Annotated in this window: 17 protein-coding genes; 8 read left to right on the top strand and 9 right to left on the bottom strand. The window is 55.1% G+C overall.

The window, feature by feature from the left end; translation table 11 throughout:
- Positions 1 to 312: 312 nt before the first annotated feature.
- The 3 genes from V6944_RS03315 to V6944_RS03325 all read left to right on the top strand — a co-directional run bounded on the left by V6944_RS03315 (position 313) and on the right by V6944_RS03325 (position 3,177).
- Complete coding sequence (locus V6944_RS03315; protein WP_333497866.1) at positions 313 to 1,290, top strand: TRAP transporter substrate-binding protein; 978 nt, start codon at positions 313 to 315, stop codon at positions 1,288 to 1,290.
- Between the two features lie 62 nt (positions 1,291 to 1,352).
- Positions 1,353 to 1,862, top strand: coding sequence for a TRAP transporter small permease (locus tag V6944_RS03320; RefSeq protein WP_185669522.1), 510 nt, complete (start codon positions 1,353 to 1,355; stop codon positions 1,860 to 1,862).
- Between the two features lie 28 nt (positions 1,863 to 1,890).
- Complete coding sequence (locus V6944_RS03325; protein ID WP_185669521.1) at positions 1,891 to 3,177, top strand: TRAP transporter large permease; 1,287 nt, start codon at positions 1,891 to 1,893, stop codon at positions 3,175 to 3,177.
- 44 nt (positions 3,178 to 3,221) lie between these two features.
- On the opposite strand, the gene V6944_RS03330 is transcribed toward V6944_RS03325, so the two are convergent.
- Entirely contained in the window at positions 3,222 to 4,604 is a 1,383-nt protein-coding gene (locus tag V6944_RS03330) for a diguanylate cyclase (RefSeq protein WP_333497867.1), read from the bottom strand.
- A gap of 154 nt (positions 4,605 to 4,758) precedes the next feature.
- Here V6944_RS03330 and V6944_RS03335 point away from each other — a divergent pair, with 154 nt between their 5' ends.
- A complete protein-coding gene (locus V6944_RS03335; protein ID WP_333497868.1) occupies positions 4,759 to 5,235 on the top strand; it encodes a WbuC family cupin fold metalloprotein in 477 nt (158 codons plus the stop codon).
- Positions 5,236 to 5,285: 50 nt separating this feature from the next.
- On the opposite strand, the gene blaCTX-M is transcribed toward V6944_RS03335, so the two are convergent.
- Positions 5,286 to 6,161 (bottom strand): CTX-M family extended-spectrum class A beta-lactamase, encoded by an 876-nt coding sequence (blaCTX-M, locus tag V6944_RS03340; RefSeq protein ID WP_333497869.1) that lies wholly within the window; start codon positions 6,159 to 6,161, stop codon positions 5,286 to 5,288.
- A gap of 313 nt (positions 6,162 to 6,474) precedes the next feature.
- Between blaCTX-M and hpaD the strand changes: the two genes are divergently transcribed.
- The 4 genes from hpaD to V6944_RS03360 all read left to right on the top strand — a co-directional run bounded on the left by hpaD (position 6,475) and on the right by V6944_RS03360 (position 11,230).
- On the top strand, positions 6,475 to 7,488 hold the full coding sequence (gene hpaD, locus V6944_RS03345) for a 3,4-dihydroxyphenylacetate 2,3-dioxygenase (protein WP_333497870.1): 1,014 nt from the start codon (positions 6,475 to 6,477) through the stop codon (positions 7,486 to 7,488).
- Between the two features lie 87 nt (positions 7,489 to 7,575).
- Positions 7,576 to 8,817 carry an MFS transporter gene (locus V6944_RS03350; protein WP_333497871.1) on the top strand — a complete coding sequence of 414 codons (1,242 nt, stop codon included), beginning with the start codon at positions 7,576 to 7,578 and terminating at the stop codon, positions 8,815 to 8,817.
- Positions 8,818 to 8,850: 33 nt separating this feature from the next.
- Entirely contained in the window at positions 8,851 to 10,140 is a 1,290-nt protein-coding gene (locus V6944_RS03355; protein ID WP_333497872.1) for an FAD-dependent monooxygenase, read from the top strand.
- 43 nt (positions 10,141 to 10,183) lie between these two features.
- Positions 10,184 to 11,230: an amidohydrolase family protein gene (locus V6944_RS03360; RefSeq protein WP_333497873.1), complete on the top strand. Its 1,047-nt coding sequence runs from the start codon at positions 10,184 to 10,186 to the stop codon at positions 11,228 to 11,230.
- Positions 11,231 to 11,328: 98 nt separating this feature from the next.
- On the opposite strand, the gene V6944_RS03365 is transcribed toward V6944_RS03360, so the two are convergent.
- From V6944_RS03365 to V6944_RS03395, 7 genes are all read right to left on the bottom strand, one after another.
- Positions 11,329 to 12,174 (bottom strand): DUF2218 domain-containing protein, encoded by an 846-nt coding sequence (locus tag V6944_RS03365; protein ID WP_333497874.1) that lies wholly within the window; start codon positions 12,172 to 12,174, stop codon positions 11,329 to 11,331.
- 121 nt (positions 12,175 to 12,295) lie between these two features.
- On the bottom strand, positions 12,296 to 12,679 hold the full coding sequence (locus V6944_RS03370; RefSeq protein WP_333497875.1) for a RidA family protein: 384 nt from the start codon (positions 12,677 to 12,679) through the stop codon (positions 12,296 to 12,298).
- Positions 12,680 to 12,727: 48 nt separating this feature from the next.
- A complete protein-coding gene (locus V6944_RS03375; protein ID WP_333497876.1) occupies positions 12,728 to 13,906 on the bottom strand; it encodes a hypothetical protein in 1,179 nt (392 codons plus the stop codon).
- 284 nt (positions 13,907 to 14,190) lie between these two features.
- Entirely contained in the window at positions 14,191 to 15,414 is a 1,224-nt protein-coding gene (locus V6944_RS03380; protein ID WP_333497877.1) for a DUF3500 domain-containing protein, read from the bottom strand.
- Positions 15,411 to 16,268 carry a fumarylacetoacetate hydrolase family protein gene (locus V6944_RS03385; protein WP_333497878.1) on the bottom strand — a complete coding sequence of 286 codons (858 nt, stop codon included), beginning with the start codon at positions 16,266 to 16,268 and terminating at the stop codon, positions 15,411 to 15,413. The genes V6944_RS03380 and V6944_RS03385 overlap by 4 nt, the downstream gene beginning before the upstream one ends.
- A 13-nt stretch (positions 16,269 to 16,281) precedes the next feature.
- A complete protein-coding gene (locus V6944_RS03390; protein WP_333497879.1) occupies positions 16,282 to 16,659 on the bottom strand; it encodes a nuclear transport factor 2 family protein in 378 nt (125 codons plus the stop codon).
- A complete protein-coding gene (locus tag V6944_RS03395; RefSeq protein ID WP_333497880.1) occupies positions 16,656 to 17,438 on the bottom strand; it encodes an SDR family oxidoreductase in 783 nt (260 codons plus the stop codon). Before V6944_RS03395 ends, V6944_RS03390 begins: the two co-directional genes overlap by 4 nt.
- Positions 17,439 to 17,714: the final 276 nt, after the last annotated feature.

A 17,714-nucleotide genomic window follows, 5' to 3' on the forward strand; every position in this document is an offset into this window, starting at 1 on the left:
GCCATCGTTTTTTCCCCCGCATCCCACCTCTACGTCTTTTATATTATTACTAATAATATAAATAGCCTCCTAACATATAAAAAACAAATTCAAAGTCGCCAATATATCGATCCAACAAACACTTTTGAAACATTGTTCCAAATCCTGGCGTTAGACATCTATTTTTGTGAACGTCGTCATCGAAATAATTAGTTACAATCATTAACCTGCATAACGAGCAGCATTAAGTCCTTTTTTCACCGCCCTTCTCAGGAGCGGTTCTTACTCTGTTTTTTCTATTAATGGATATTAATACGTGCCTGGAGAAGGAAAATGAAATTGACAAAAACACTGTTAAGTTTATGCATTGGTTCGACCTTAATATTGACTGCCCACACGGCTCTCGCGCAAACATTACGCGCCGCTGACGTCCATCCTGCCGATTATCCAAACGTCGTTGCCGTAAAACATATGGGTGAAAAACTCAGCACCGCAACCCAGGGCCGTCTTGATATTAAAACCTTCCCTGGCGGCGTTCTCGGCGATGAAAAGCAGATGATTGAGCAGGCGCAATTGGGTGCGATTGATATTATCCGTGTATCCATGGCCCCGGTTGCAGCGATTCTGCCAGAGATTAACGTCTTTACCCTGCCCTATATTTTCCGTGATGAAAACCATATGCATCAGGTGCTTGATGGTATGATTGGTCAGGAAATTGGCGATCGTCTAACCGGCAATAGCAAGTCTCGCCTGATCTTCCTCGGCTGGATGGACGCCGGTACCCGCAACCTCATCACCAAAGAGCCGGTCGCCAAACCGGAAGACCTCAAAGGGATGAAAATTCGCGTACAAACCAGCCCAGTGGCGCTGGATACCTTAAAAGCCATGGGCGCTAACGCCGTTGCCATGGGAACCAGCGAAGTGTTCAGCGGCATGCAAACCGGCGTCATTGACGGCACGGAAAATAACCCGCCAACCTTTGTAGCCCATAACTATTTACCGGTAGCGAAGAATTATACCTGGAGTAAACACTTTATTATTCCTGAACTGTTCCTGTTTTCAAAACCAAAATGGGACAAGCTGAAAAAAGAGGACCAGCAGTTAATTCTCAATCTGGCGAAAGAGGCGCAGATGGAGCAGCGTCAACTTTGGCAAGTCTATAACGAAAAATCCCTCGAAACGATGAAGGCCAACGGCGTTCAGTTCCATAATATCGACACCGAATACTTTTATAACGCTACTCAATCCGTGCGCGATAAATACGGTAAAGACCATCAGGATTTAATTAAGAAAATTCAGGACGTGAAGTAATCGTTCGGGCGGGTGAAACTGTTCATCCGCCTCAGTTCCATTATGTCTTAGAGGTTATGATTATGGATGAACGCTATTCGTCATTGATGGATATTATCTATCGTATCTCCATGTGGATTGCCGGGCTTGCGCTGCTGGTCATGGTTGCCGTTATTCCCGTGGGTATTTTTGCCCGCTACGTGATGAACAGTGCCCTCTCCTGGCCTGAACCGGTTGCCATTTTATGTATGGTGACCTTTACCTTTATCGGTGCCGCCGTCAGCTATCGCGCGGGCTCCCATATTGCCGTCAGCATGGTCACCGATCGTCTGAGCGAAGGTGCACGCCGCGTCTGCCTGATCCTGGCCGACCTGATGCTGATGGCTATCAGTCTGTTTATTCTCTGGTATGGCACCCTGCTCTGCTACGAGCTGTGGGAACAGCCGGTGGCGGAGTTCCCGCTGCTCACCGCCGGAGAAAACTACCTGCCGCTGCCGATTGGCTCTGCCATCACCCTGCTTTTCATCATCGAAAAGCTCTGGCGCGGCCCGCAGTATCAGCGCCCCGTCGTGATGCTGGGTTCCACCAGTTAAGCCCCGGTTATTGAGAAAAGGAAAACAGATGGACGCATTTATTCTCGTCTTTACGCTCGGCATTATGCTGGCAATTGGGGTACCGGTGGCTTTCGCCGTGGGGATCAGCGCCATTATTGGCGCCTGGTATATAGATATCCCGCTGGAAGCGGTGATGATTCAGTTGACCAACGGGGTCAACAAATTCTCCCTGCTGGCGATTCCATTCTTTATTCTCGCCGGGGCGATTATGGCCGAGGGCGGCATCGCCCGCAGGCTGGTGAACTTCGCCTATATTTTCGTGGGCTTTATCCGTGGCGGCCTATCGCTGGTCAATATCGTTGCCTCGACCTTCTTTGGTGCCATCTCCGGCTCGTCGGTGGCGGACACCGCGTCTATTGGTTCGGTGATGATCCCGGAAATGGATAAAAAGGGCTATCCGCGTGATTTCGCGGCGGCAGTCACCGCTAGCGGCTCGGTGCAGGCAATCCTGACGCCACCGAGCCATAACTCGGTGATCTACTCGCTGGCAACCGGCGGCACCGTCTCCATTGCCGCACTGTTTATCGCCGGTATTTTACCGGGTCTGCTGCTGAGCTTAAGCCTGATGGTGATGTGCGTATGCTTCGCCCGTAAGCGCGGCTACCCGAAAGGCGAACGCGTGCCGTTCCGCCAGGCGCTGAAGATTTTCGTCGATACCCTCTGGGGGCTGATGACCGTGGTCATCATTATGGGCGGGATCCTCTCCGGCATCTTTACCGCAACGGAATCCGCGGCCATCGCCTGCCTGTGGTCGTTCTTCGTGACGATGTTTATCTATCGTGATTACAAATGGTCTGAGCTGCCAAAACTGATGTATCGCACGGTAAAAACCGTCACTATCGTCATGATCCTGATTGGTTTTGCCGCCGCCTTTGGCGCCATCATGACCTATATGCAGTTGCCAATGCGCATCACCGAAGCCTTCACCAGCATCTCCGATAACAAATACGTGATCCTGATGTGCATTAACATCATGCTGCTGCTGATCGGGACATTGATGGACATGGCGCCGCTGATTCTGATCCTGACGCCGGTGCTGCTGCCGGTAACCAACGCGTTGGGTATCGACCCGGTTCACTTCGGCATGATTATGCTGGTTAACCTGGGGATTGGTCTGATTACGCCGCCGGTCGGTTCGGTGCTGTTCGTTGCCAGCGCGGTCAGTAAGCAGAAAATCGAGCAGGTGGTAAAAGCCATGCTGCCGTTCTACGGCGTACTGTTCCTGATTCTGCTGCTGGTCACCTATATCCCAGAGATCTCACTGTTCCTGCCTAAACTCTTCGGGGTGATGTAAAAAACAGAGAGGCGACGTTTTCGTCGCCTCTCTCCCATTACCACCTACTGAGCGGCTTTCCACATCTCAACGCAGTTTCTTCCACGTTTTTTGGCAATGTAGAGCGCTTCATCCGCCAGTTGGATCAGCCGTTCATAGTCCGGATGGCCGTTAAACATCGCCGCCCCGATCGACAGCGACAGCGGAATATCATTGCCATCCGGCGCTTTCACTTTGGTTTTCTCCACCCGGCTGCGGATACGTTCGGCGGTGCGCAGGGTATCAGCCGGGGAAGCTTCGGTGAGGACGATAATAAATTCATCACCACCGTAGCGGAACACGTAATCACTGCTGCGCACGTTGTCATAAAAGACCTGAGACACCCGGCGCAAAATATCATCGCCGGTGTTATGGCCCCAGGTATCATTAATTGTCTTAAACTTATCGACGTCAATGACCAGGATAGACAGCGGCGTGCCAACCCGGTTGGCGTGGACGATTTCACGTTTAAAAATAGTGGGCAGAAAACGGCGGTTGAGCAGTTTGGTCAGCACGTCCATCCCCACCTCATGGCGGGAAACTTCCTCAAACAGTTCGCGCAGCAGCGTCAGGATCTGTGACACCGTACTTCTAAGTTGGATCAGAAATTTATTGCGCTGGGCTTTGTTGCCGAGCGATTTATCTCCCGCGCTCAGGGCGTGGATCACGCCGTCAAAATCCTGCATCAGACGGGAAATATGGCCCACTTCGGCAATACCACTGAAATAGTGGCGTCCCTTATGGTTAAACCACAGACCAAAGTCCGACTGGCTGAGCGGCATGCTGTTGCCGAGATCCGAATCCAGCACAATTTTATAGATGATATCGAGTTCCCAGGTCAGCAACGTAGCAATCTGACGCTCTTTCTCCTCTTCGGCATTCTCCAGCAGCGAGAAAATACGGTAGTTCTCATCTTCTTTCGATAGGCTGCTTTCACTGAAGGAAAACGCCCGCGACATCACCTCCATCGCCAGATCGATACTGTTGATAGCGAAGTGGTAGATTTGTAGCTTATCGGCCGACGCCTGCGAGCTGTAAGTAATGGCGGGATAGAGGATTTTTTTCAGCACCCGGAATCCCATCTCCACCAGTTCAACCGGAATACCGATCCGCGCGTGCACTTCCGCAACGGTATGCTGGGCTTCAATCAACCGATCGATATCTTCCTCTTTGCAGGAGAGAATATCGATAATCCACTTCTCCAGCGCGCTCTTAAGCTGCTTTTCCACCTGCTCGTTGCTGAGGAACTCCTCAGCGTGAGGGTCGGCCAGCACCACTTTATAAAATTCAGCGCACAGCGCATGGGCATTGGCGACCGCAATCTCTGCGGCCAGTGTCCGTATGTGAGGTTCGGTCTGCTCAAGCAGCAGCTGCCACTCGCCTCTCATCTTTTTCAGGTACGTCTCCATAGGCGAATCTCTCACATAACAATCATTCATAAACTAAATAACGACTAAATAACTATGGTCCCTGACGATGCAAGACACAAGCAACCCACTTCACTTGCCCGGCAAGTTCTGGCAATCTGACGACAACATTTTCCCGCATAAACAAGGCCTCAGGATGAAACAGATCACCTGTAACGATATGCAACAGCAAAGCGCCGCCGCCGCACACTCTCCTCGCCTGCGTGCGCACCGAAATTTCCATCCTGAGCTCAGCGACCCGGTGCAGCGTCTGGCGATTGCCATGGAACCGGGCACCTACGTGCGCCCACACCGCCATCCGCATACCTTTGAGCTGCTGCTGCCGCTCAGCGGGCGCTTTGTGGTGCTGAATTTTGACGAACAGGGCACCGTGACTCACCGGGCGGTGCTGGGTGAAAGCTGCACCGTGCTGGAAATGGCGGCGGGCACCTGGCATGCGGTACTGTCACTGGACAACGGCGGCGTGATTTTTGAAGTCAAACAGGGCGCGTATCAGCCTGTCGCCGAAGAAGACTACGCGGCGTGGTCTCCGGCTGAAGGGGAAGTGGGAACCACGGAACTGATGGCGTGGTATGCCATGGCACAGGTTGGCGACAGCGCACCAGCCCGCTGAGGAACCGCAATGCCCCGCCAACCTGCGCGGGGCGTTTTTAAGCACCGACGCTAAAGCCCTTCGGTAACGATTTTGGCCGCAGCGGCCAGCACATCGCGGCGGCTTTCCGCCTTCTGCTCCGGCTGAGTAAAGTAGGTCACCAGAATCAGCGGCGCATGGTTTTCCGGCCAGATAACGGCGATATCGTTGGTCGTGCCATAATCGCCGCTGCCGGTTTTATCTCCCACTACCCATGATGTTGGCAGCCCCGCCTGAATGCTCGCGCTGCCGGTCGTATTGCCCTTAAGCCACGTCACCAGCTGCGCCCGCTGGGTTTCCGCCAGCGCTTTACCCAGCGTCAGATTACGCAGCGTCTGTGCCATCGCCAACGGCGTGGTGGTGTCGCGCGGGTCGCCGGGGATGGCGGTATTAAGCGTTGGTTCGGTTCGGTCGAGACGGAAGGTTTCATCACCCAGCGAACGGGCAAAAGCGGTGACTTTCTCCGGGCCGCCAAGATGCGCAATCAGCTTATTCATGGCGGTATTGTCGCTGTATTGCAATGCCGCCGCGCTGAGCTCTGCCAGCGTCATGGTGCCGTTAACGTGCTTTTCCGCTATCGGATTGTAGTTAATCAGATCGCTCTTCTTAATTTCAACACGCTGATTTAAAAGCGCCTTATCACTTTCACTCTGCTTGAGCACCGCCGCTGCCGCCATCACCTTACTGGTGCTGCACATCGCAAAGCGTTCGTCTGCGCGATAGACAATTTGTGAATCATCGGCGGTGTTAATCAGCGCCACGCCCAGCCGTCCGCCCGCGCTTTTCTCCAACGCTTCCAGCTTTTGCTGCACGCTGCTGGTCCCGGCGTACAGTGCCGTGCTGCCAAGCAGTAGCGGAATAGTGGCCATCATCATTAACATTGTCCGGCGAACGCCCAGGGTCATCATAAAAAATCCTCTGTCAGTATTATCCCTCGTCCATTCAGTATTCATTGAAAAAACAAAAAGTAAAAACAAAACCGCGCGTTTTTGCCGATCTGCCTCCACAAACAGCAATGATTAACATTCGCGTAACAGATCACATTTTCAACAACCGCCCGTAGCGCTTTTTTTTCGCTCATCTACTATCAATACACAAATTAGATATATCGCAATAAAAGATATATCTAGATGGTGAGCCTTGTCTTAATCAGCACCCGTACCACCCCAAGCGGCCAAAGAGCCGCTACGTACCCTACTGACTGATAGAGAGAGCCCGACAATGCAGCAAATTGATGAAATAGTTAGCCTCCCGCCGTTTAACGTAACGCGAGCCAGCCATGTGGTGCTTCACGTTCGCGATCTGGCGGCCAGCAAACACTTTTATACCGAACTGATTGGACTCGTCGTCAGCGATGAAGACGAGCACACCGTCTGGCTGCGCGGCCTGGAAGAGCGCGGGCACCACAGCCTGGTGCTGCGTAAAGGCCCGAAGCCAGAGTGCACACGGATTGGCATGCGGATGCACAGCGATGACGATATCAAGCGCGCGTTCGACTATTTCAGCGAGCGCGGCGCTGACGCACGTCTGGTGGACGTTCCCTGGCAGGGGCTGACTCTGCACGTGAACGACAGTATCGGCGTGCCGCTGGAGTTTTGCGCCACGATGACGCCCTGCGAACGCATGCTTAAGCGCTACGATCGCTATCGCGGGGCCTGCGCCCAACGTCTGGATCACTACCAACTGCAGGCCAGCGACGTACGCAGCGCCTGGCGTTTCTACCAGCAGCTCGGCTTTCGTACCAGCGAATACACCTGGTCCGAACTGGATGGCAAAGAGCAGCTATGGGGAGTATGGATGCAGCGCAAAGGCAACCCGCACGACATCGTCTTTACCAACGGCGTTGGCCCGCGTCTGCACCATTTCGCTTACACCCTACCGGACAGCAACGACATGATCCGCGCCTGCGACGTTGCCGGTGCGCTAGGTTATGCCCCACAGCTTGAGCGTGGGCCGGGCAGGCACGGTATCAGCGGCGCGCTATTCCTCTATTTCCGCGACCCGGACGGGCACCGTATTGAGTTATTTAACACCCACTACCAGCACATCGACCTGGAGCCAGCCATCGGCTGGGATCTGGCCGATCCGCAGCGGGCCGATCAGTGGGGGCTTCCCGCGCAGAACAAATGGTTTACCGAAGCGACCACCTTTGCCAACGTGACCCCGCAGCCACCTGCACTGAGAGTCGATCCCCCGGATCTGGAACGTTTCCTGGCGATGGCGAACGACGCCTGATATAGCAAATCGTAACACGCTGTACCGCAACGCCTGCGCGCCACCACTGGCATGAAGGCACATTTAACAGCATTCAGGAGTACGATTGTGGCTACATTCTTACAGAATACGTATCTCAGGATCCTCGTTGCCTACGCCCTTGGGGTGATGGCAGCGATGACCGTCAGCGAAGCGGTAACCGAGCTGGGGTCAATTGCAAAAGAGTTCCATATTGCCGAGCACGGGCAGGTTGGGCTGGTGATGTCGCTGCCGTCTCTGATGGTGGCACTCGGCGCGCTGCTGGCGGGTTACACCGTTGACCGCATCGGCGATCGTGTGGTGCTGCTGATTGGCGCCGTGGTGATTATCATCGGCGATCTGCTGGTGATCGGCGCGCCAACCTTTAAGCTGCTGTTGGTCAGCCGAGCCATTACCGGTGTGGGCTACGTGCTCACCGCCGTGGCCGCCGTGACGCTACTGATTCGTATCACCACCGGCAAGCAGCGCACCATGGCGATGGCCCTGTGGTCTACCTTTGTACCGGCAAGCTTCCTGCTGCCGTTTCTCTCCGCCGGGCTCGCCGACCACTTTGCCAGCTGGCGCGCGGCGTTCCTCGCTCACTCGGTGCTGACGCTGTTGCTGGTCGGTCTGGCCCAGCTTTGTCTGCCGCGCCGTACCGTGGAAGAAAAAGCGATGTTCTCACGAACCCGTGGCCTACGCGATGTGCTGAAAAGCCCGTTGCCGTGGTTGCTCGGGATCTCATTCGGGGCCGATGCGTTCCTACAAACCGGCGTTATCACGACCCTTGCCCCGTGGCTGGCGAAAAGCTACGGCGTTGACCCGATGATGGTGTCGCGCTGGAACGTGGTTGCCATGGTCTGCAACGGCGTGGGTTGTCTGATGGTCGGCGCGCTGATTAACCGCGGCGTGAAAGCGGTTCGAATCGGCCTCGCCGGGATCGTGCTGACCGGTCTGCCCGCCCTGCTCATCTTTAGCCTACAGCCGGGGCTGTGGCCGTCAATTTTCGCCTCCTGGGTTTTCACCTTCGGCAGCGGCCTGCTGGTCGGCATGTGGGCGCTGGCGCCTATCGTCGCGCCATCTCGTGAAAGCATCGGCGCCACCAGCGGGCTGATTACCCAGTTGACGCTGATCGGCGTTTTCCTTGGGCCGCCGCTGTTCTTCCACGCGTTGCAAAACGCCTCTGGTCATTCGTTAGCGCTGCTGGTGCTGGTCGGGCTCGCCGTTTGCCTGGTGGGGCTCCCCATCTGGCTGCGTGACCCCAACCATAAACCAACGGCTGAACAACGCGCCCCGGACGGCGCTGATATCAACAAATCGTCCGTGAACTAAGCACGACATAAAACACACTCTGAGGAAGTCATTATGTTGGATATCGTCATTATTGGTGCCGGTCCGGCAGGGTTAGCTACGGCCCTTCGTCTGCACCAGCAGGGATTTAAACCCCGTTTATTTGAAACGGTACAAGAGATAAAACCACTCGGTGTCGGCGTGGATATTAAACCTTATGCGGTCAAAGAGCTGACCGAACTGGGTCTGTACGAGACGTTCTGCGACATCTCCGTTGAGGCCAAAGAGTCCATTTTCTACACCGGCTACGGCCAGCAGATCTTCGGTGAAGCCTGCGGCCGCCATATGGGCTACGAGCACGATCAGCGCTTTGTACACCGTGGCCATCTGCAGATGATGCTCTACCGCGCCGTGCAGGAACGTCTGGGCGCAGACGCGATCACCCTAGGCTGCCGCTGCACCGATTTTGTTGAAGATGAAAACGGTGTCACCGTCTATTTCGATAACCGCCATAACCCAGCCGCACCTACCCGCGTCCGTGCCGATGTGGTCATCGGCGTCGACGGCATTCGCTCAGCGGTGCGCGGCAAACTGCTGCCGGAATCCCAGCGCAGCCACTTCTCCGGGCTGACGCTTTATCGCGGCGTGACAGTGATGCCGCCGATCAAAGGCGGCGGCGCCATCCTGCATATCGGCGATCCGATCCGCCAGGGCACCATCATCGTCTACCCGATTCAGGACAACGTCGATGGCAAAGGCAATCAGCTCGTCAACTGGGTCATGGAGCAGTCAGAGAAACCGCAAAGCGAAGAGGATTGGAACCAGGAGACCGGCGTGAAGGAGATTGAGCACGTCTTTGACGACTGCCAGCTCCCGTTCCTTAACGTTGGCGAAATGATCCGTAACGCCCGCGAATGCTATCTCTTCCCACTGATTGACCACGATCCGCTCCCGCAATGGTCGTTTGGTCGCGTCACCCTGCTCGGCGATGCCGCGCACGCCATGTACCCGCGTGGCGGCAACAGCGTCTGCCAGGCGTTTGTTGACGCTCGCGTGGTGGCAGAAAAGCTGTCTGCCATCGCCGACCCGGTTGCCGCGCTGAAAGCCTATGAAGAAGAGCGGCGCGAGAAGGTGAACTGGCTGGTGCTGGCGTCGCGCGGCGAAGGCCCGGAAGTGGTGCGCCGCATCGTTGAAGAGCGCAGCGGCGGCAAACCATTCGATGATATCGAAGCCATTTTCCCGCACGAAGAGGCACTGGCCATATTCAGCGAATACCACGCCAAAGCCGGTATGCGTATTCCAGGTAATAAAGAGAGCGTCCCACCGGGGAAATATAAGTCTGTCTTTGCCACTGAACAGAAATAACGCTTTACCCAACAACACACGTGAAAAATAAAGGAAAAAGAGAATGACTAAGATTATTGATGCCAACATGCACTGGCTGCCAGGCGACCTGTTCCAGGATCAAAAACTGCTGAACGCCTTTTTAGACTGCGTGCCAAAACAGTACGGCGTGCACACCCGCGTAGAACAGATTGAAGGCAAGCCGCTCAAGCAGCTGATTATCGAACAGCCAAAAGGCTACGTGAACCTGAACTACGCCGAGGGGCAATACACCCTGGAAAGCCAACTGGCGGATATGGAGAAAGCCGGGGTCGACCACGCTATCTTCCGTCTGCCGGTGTGGCAGGAGTGGCTGGATCTGGAGACCTGTAAAAAGGTTAACGATCGCATGGCCGAGTACGTAAAACGCAGCGGCGGCAAAATGTCAGCGCTGGCGGTGGTTCCGCCGTGGGGGACCGAAGAGTGCCTGCGCGAAGTTGATCGTTGTCTGAATCAACTGGGCTTCCGCGGGGCGCAGATCGTGGCGCACTACGGGCAAATTTACCTCGACGATCCGGCGTTCCGTCCGTACCTGAAATACCTGAACTCACTGGAAGTCCCGGTCGTGGTTCACCACACCCCGCTGCCGGTAGACTTCAATTCCGTGCTGCCGTACACCAACCAACGCCGCCAGTTTGGCCGCTGCATCGACCAGGCCACCGCCGTTGGCCGCGAACTGTTTAGCGGCATGTTCGACGAACTGCCAAACCTGCGCTTTATCCACTCCATGCTGGGCGGCGCGTTCTACGCTTTCGCCGATATGCTAGTACCACCGCAGCATCAGTTTAACGATGCCGTCGATCGCTTCCAGACCGGCACCGGCAACCTGCGCGCGCAGTTGAGCAACAACATTTTCTTCGATACTTCTGGCGCACCGCAGTGGGGCAAAGCCCAGCTGGAAGCGGCGGTGAAGGTGATTGGCGGGAAGAATATTCTTTATGGCAGCTCCTACCCAATTCGGAAAGACTGGTTCTTCCAGGGCGTAGATACCATTAACAGTCTGGATATTTCGGCGGAGGATAAAGCCAATATTCTCGGTGGTAACGCCGCGCGAATGTTCCATCTGGACTAAAACAAAAATCCCGGCCTTGGCCGGGATTTTTGTTTAACATCGCCTGGAGTGAGCCCGAGCCATCCCGGCGTCGCTCCGCTCGGCCGGGCTACACTTGTTTATCGGCGCTGCCAATCAATATCCAGCGTTTCACGCACCGCGGCTTCCGCCAGGTGACGCTCCAGAATCGTCTCCATCTCAACCAGATCGTCCATCTCGGCAGCCGTCAACGTCACCCGCAGCATGTTTTCCAGCACATCAAGGCGCACCTCACCAATGCTCAGGCGGAATTGCCCGCTCTGCTCATCGCTGACCACCGGAGTTCGATGCTGAAAATGGGTACACAGTCGTCGCATAAAGCGCGCCGCGTTCGGCGTATTGATGCTCGCCACGCTGGTATGCTCACCCTCGGTGGGGGCGGGCGTCGTCAGCAGGTGCTCGATACGTTCGGCAGCGAGATGAATCGCCTGCGCCAGGCTGTCTATCATCGTCGCGGGCAGTGGCTCATACTTCACCCGCAGACTCAGCGCCTTTTTCAGATGATCCATCGCCTCCACCAGTACCATCGGAGATTCGCGATGACCCTGCGGGGCCGCTCGCGACTTCAGCATCTCAATCACCGACTGGTTAGCCGCAAGCCAGGCTTCCCCCTCGCCGGTAATGCTATAGCGCTTACGCCCGCCTTTTTCGAGATCAATCACCGCGTAGTTCCGGTCATAGAGCCAGGTTAAGGTGGGGTAGATAACCCCAGGGCTTGGTTTGTATAACCCACCAAAGCGGGCTTTAATATCGTTAATCAATTCGTAGCCATGGCTGGGTTGTTCCGCCAGCATTGCCAGAAGTAGTACACGTAGCTCACCGTAATCGAATATCCGCCCTCGGCGGCCCACCTGCCCCGCTTTTGGCGAGGCGGTCTGGGTCTCCTGCGAGGCAGTTTTTTTTCCGGAGCGTATTGTTGGTTCCATCGTCGACTCCTTTATTCACTCCCTGCAACATAACTAAACTTTAAATATATCGCAAAGTAATGTTGCAGGGCTGAGAGGTGTTTATCAACGGCAGTAAAAAGGCAGGATAAAAAAGGGGAGATTAGAGCACCGCGATAAAGTCACACTGGATACGAATATTACCGCTACCGGCCTCTTCAATAGTATGCCTTGCGGGCCGCGATGCCGGGTCCGGGAAATAGCGTAGCCAGTGGTGATTCACGGTTTCGCGTTCGTTCTTATCCCGCATCCAAAAGGTGATTTTAGCAATGTGTTCCAGCGTCCCCCCGGCATCTTCAATAATCGTCTTGATATGGGAAAACAGTAACGCACACTGTGCATCAATATCGTCCGGGACGATCAACGTTTCAGCATCGCGGCCATAAATAATACCGGAGAAAATCATATTGCCAACCCGACTCGCCGCCGGCACCGGGTTTTTATGGACAAAGGCGTTGCTATAAATACTTTCACGATGTGGTTTCATAAAAAACTCCTGAGCGATCTGCCAATAAAGGCAGATCGGTTGATTAAATTAATATTCACTGTCCGGTTTTAACGCACCAAATTTATAGACCAGGCGCAGTCGCTCGGCATGATAATCACCGGTAACTGGCGATGGAGAATCAATGTAGTCGAATTCAAATTCAGCGTGTAATCGTGGCGTCAGGTTGTAGCCCAAAATCATAAAACCGGCGTTAATGTTCTTCGCCGCAATTGGATAATAGATACCGGTGGAATCTTTCAACTCCAGGCGGGTATAGCCGAGCACCGCCAGCGCTTTTTCATTATGGTAGACATAGCGCACCGCCAGCGCATCACCCGGTTGGTTGCTGGTGATCATCGAGGCCAGTGGCTGCCCGGCCTCAATCGGCGTAGTGTCATAAATGCCGAAGTTGTACGGTGCAAAATAGGCGCCGTTGAGGAAAGCGTCATCTTTGCTCGGCACATGGGTGCCAATCACCGCGAAACTGTGATTGCGCGAGCGAATACCCAACCGCGCAGAGTAGAGGTCGGTATCAACATTCCGGTAGGGCCAGCTCTGGTCGCTAGCATCCCACTCGTGCAGGTACTGCGCGCCAATAAACGGCGTCCACTGCCCCAGGCTCAGCGCGCGAACCGGCAACTCGGTACCGGCAAAGGCCATCTGCGCACGCTTATCAAAGTTGTAGTACCAGGCTTCAGCCTGAGCATCAAACAGATGGCCATAGCGCAAACCGATAGTCGTAAAACCATCGCTGTCCACCGTCGGGATACTGGTGTCATCGACTTCCGGTGCCCCGGCATCGCCTTTGCCAAAGGTATCAGAGCTAAACGGTTTAAAACGATAAATACGGTAGCCGTAGAGCTTCATTTTCTCTTGTTCAAGAAAGGCATAATCACCGCCAAAACCTTCATACAGCGCCGGGATCATGGTGCGCCCTTCTCCACCGTTGGCAAACGGCGTATCCAGCGCAATTCGTCCGCCCTGCAGATCAAAGCCATATTGGTGGTAGCGCAGATAGGCTTTTCCCAATACGTTGATATTATCCGCCGGGAGATAGCCTTCCGTCTTATTTGGATCATCAGGGTTAAACCCTAAATTCCAGGAAGCGTAATCCGCCACACCAAAACTAAAACCATAGAATTCCGGGCTGACATATTGAATATTGCCGCCAAACGCGTGAGTTCTTTTATCATAAACGGTGCCGGTGAACTCTTTAAAAAACTGCATGGTTTTGACTTCGCCATAAATATTCCCCTGCGAGAGCCAATCGTTAAATGCATCCGAACTTTCAGCTAATGGCGCTGAATTGGCATAGCATTGACTACAAAACAACGCCAGCGGAAATAACGCCATCGTTGAGACTCGGAATGACTTTTTTAATTCCATTGCCAGATAACCTCGATATAGGTGACAGAGATATTTTTATTTACCGCTTTGTATTTGGCGCGTCACTGCGCCCGCCGCCGCTGAGAATAAGCGGCGACGTGAAAGGCAAAAAAGAGAGGCGGATATTATCCGCGGTACTGCTGAAGCAGGGCTTTACCGTAATCATTCCCGTTAGGAATACGGGTAATGGTATGAATATGAAAACGCGCTGGCTGCTCATTGGTTAGCCACATGCCGTTGTGATGATCAAACTCCAGCATCACCACCGGGCTTTGAATCCGATAGTAAAAGACATCATCATCGCCACAGCCGCCGATCCAGCACCACCAGGTCTCATCCAGATAGCGCTCAATCAGCGCCAGCCGGGCCTGACGCGGGCCGTCGGGCAGGAGATCGAGAAAACGCCCCACCGTGGTCATCAATTTCTGCCGCTGCTCGGCATTAAACTGCGCCACGCAGATCCCTTCATACGGAATAATACGATTATCCTGAAACGCGCCGCCAAGATGGCGCTGGTCGGCGAAATTAAAGCGCTCCGGCGGCATCAACGGATCTTCCATCTCGCGAAAAAGGGTTGCCTGCGCCTGCTGTTCGGGCGTGAGCGATTGCATCAGCGCCAGACCGTCGTGCTCCTCGTCGTTAAACAGCGTGCAGTCGTGCTCATCGCCACGATCGATAACGTTCGGCTCCACGCCCATAAACGTCGGCGCGATGGTTAACTGGTGGCCGACGATAAAGCAGCAGAACGCCACATGATGCCCGTAGATGCTCCAGCCCCAGGGTTTTTCCAGCGACGGCTCGCCGAACAGCAGAAAGTGGAAGCTCCAGCGATTCATGATGTTATTCAGATCATACAGTTCGCCAAGAAAATGGTTGGCATCCATCAGGCGATGAACTTTATCGAAGCCTTGCTGGCTGGTACAGGCGCGCAGCAGCAAGAGAAATGCCTCTCGCGTCGCGACGGTTGTCACTTCCAGCCGCACACCGTAGTCGTTAAAGGGGATCTCCGGGTTATACCAGGCCCGCCACTGCGGCGCGTCGATAGGCTGGCAGATACGCTGGCGCTGGTCAGGGGTTAGCGTCATCAAAAAGGCCGCCGCAGCCGACACCGCCCCGGCAACATCAAAACCTTCATCCTCAAGGGCAAACAGCCCTTCGCGCACCTGGCCATCGGTGGTAATACCGCGATAGGTTTCGTCCAGCATCGCCTGCCACTGGGCCTGAAGGTCACGCGCCTTGTCGGTCGCCAGCATTCTGCTGCCGTAGGTAGCAACATCCACATCGCGCGCCGCCAGAATGCGTGGCGCGTCCGGCGGTAATAGATAATCACGGTAGTCGCGGCTGGTCATAACGGCTTGCCCTCGGCGATAACGCGGTGTTCAATCATCCCCAGCTCGCTGATGGAAAGCCGCATCACGTCACCCGGCTGCAGGAAGCGCCCCGTTGGTGCGCCGATGCCGGACGGCGTCCCGCTCGCCAGAATATCGCCCGGTTCGAGCGTCATCACCGACGACAGATATTCAATCTGCTGATAGATGTTGTAGATCATATCCGCCGTCGACGATCGCTGGCGCAGTTCACCGTTAACGCTAAGCTGCATCTCCAGCGCCATCGGGTCACTGACCTCATCGGCGGTGACAATCCATGGCCCAATCGGCCCATGGGTATCAAAGGATTTGCCGAGGGTAAAGGTCGGCGATTTCTTCAGCCAATCGCGGGCAGAGACGTCATTGACGATCAGGTATCCAGCAATCACCTCGCTTGCTGCGTCGGCACGTACATGGCGGCAGCGGCGGCCAATGACGACCCCCAGTTCAATTTCGTAATCCATCTCCTGCGTCACTTCAGGCTTGACCACCGGATCAAACGGCCCGTTAATGCAGGAAACCTGCTTGTTGAACCACATTTGCGAAGCGGGAATGGGAATGCCCGCCTGCCGCGCCTCTTCCGCGTGCTGGCGGTAGTTCATCCCAATACCGAGAAATTTCTGCGGGTCGTGGATGGGGGCCGCCAGTACCACATCGCTCAGGGCAAGCGAGGGGCCGGTAGCCACGTCTAACACGTTGCGGTAGGCTGGCAGCACCGTCAACAGCTGGCGCATTGAATCACCGCCGCCCACCGTTTCTGACAGATCCACAACCCGATCACCCACCACTTTACCCAGCCGCGTTTGGCCGCCATGACGATAACGTACGAGTTTCATAAAGCATCCTTTGTTACGCCGTAAGCGGCGTCATTTGCGAAAGCACAATGAGCCAGCCCTGCGCCGAGCGACGCAGCACCAGCGTGGAAAAACCGTGACGAACCGCCTCTTCACCGCTCTCCAGCAGACGGACGGTATTGCGCGTCTCGCCGCTCAGAATGGCAACATCGCCACAAAGACGGATATCCGGCAACGGGCGGTCAATCGCCACAAAGCCGCCCATCCGGCTGACGTGCTGAAGAAGCTGCGTTTTGTTGTGGGCCATGCCGGTGCTGTGGATATGCAGTAGCTCGTCGGCGAGGAGCGTCGCCAGAAGCGCAGTGTCTGCCGTGACCAGCGCCTGCTGCCGGAGGGCTTCTAACGCCAGCAGCGCCTGAATATCGGCGTTCATAGCAGCCCCTCGTAGGTTCCACCGTCGAGCTGCAGGTTTTGTCCGGAGATATAAGCGGCCTGCTCGCTGCATAAAAACGCGCAGGCGGCGGCAAATTCATCCGGGCGGCCAAAGCGCCCGGCGGCAATCGACTGTTCGCTGCGCTGACGCGCTTCCTGAAGGGTGATGCCTTCAAGACTCATCAGCCGTTGCAGCATAAAAGCCTGGCGCGGCGTGTCGATACGTTCCGGCAACAGGTTATTAATGGTGACGTTATCGGCCACGACTTCGCGGCTGATGGCTTTGCAAATCGCCGTCAGCGCCGTGCGTGCAGAGGTGGAGAGCCCCATCATATAGTGCGGCGATTTCACCATTGCTGAGGTGATATTGATGATGCGGCCAAAGCGCCGCTGCTGCATGCCGGGCAGCCAGCTGCGGATAAGCTGAACGGCGGGGATAAAATTAGCCTCCATTGCCAACAACAGCGCCTCTTCTGTCCAGTCGTTGAGTACTCCCGGTTTCGGCCCGGCGTTGTTGGTCACCAGAATATCGACCTGCGGATAGCGGGCAACAATTTCAGCCCGCCCCTGTCCCGTAGTGAGATCGGCGGCGATGGTGGTCACCGTTACACCGGGGAAACGCTGGCGCAGCGTAGCGGACGCAGCGGCAAGTTTCTCTTCATTGCGACCGTTCAGCGCGACATGAACGCCTTCCGCTGCCAGCGCCGTCGCGCACGCCAGCCCTAACCCCTGCGACGATGCGCAGATAAATGCCCGTTTCCCCGCAATCCCCAGATCCATTTCCGCCCCTAATGTTAACGGTTGGTAAATATTGTATGTTTATTGATATATCGATAATTACGATATGTCTAGATTTGCGACAGTGTGATAAGACAAAAGTCAGAGATCGCTCACGAAAGCGGCAGCACATTTGGTTTTGCTATTTCACCGAAGAAGGTTCAGGAGCAGAGCGATGATTTTTCGACATCCGTCACAAAATTAGCCTTAAAATCAATGGGGTTTAAGCGAGCAAAAAGCGGTAAACGAAACGTCGCCAGAATGGAATTTATTACCGTA

Source organism: Kluyvera sp. CHPC 1.2972, assembly GCF_036759925.1.
Classification (GTDB): Bacteria; Pseudomonadota; Gammaproteobacteria; order Enterobacterales; family Enterobacteriaceae; genus Kluyvera.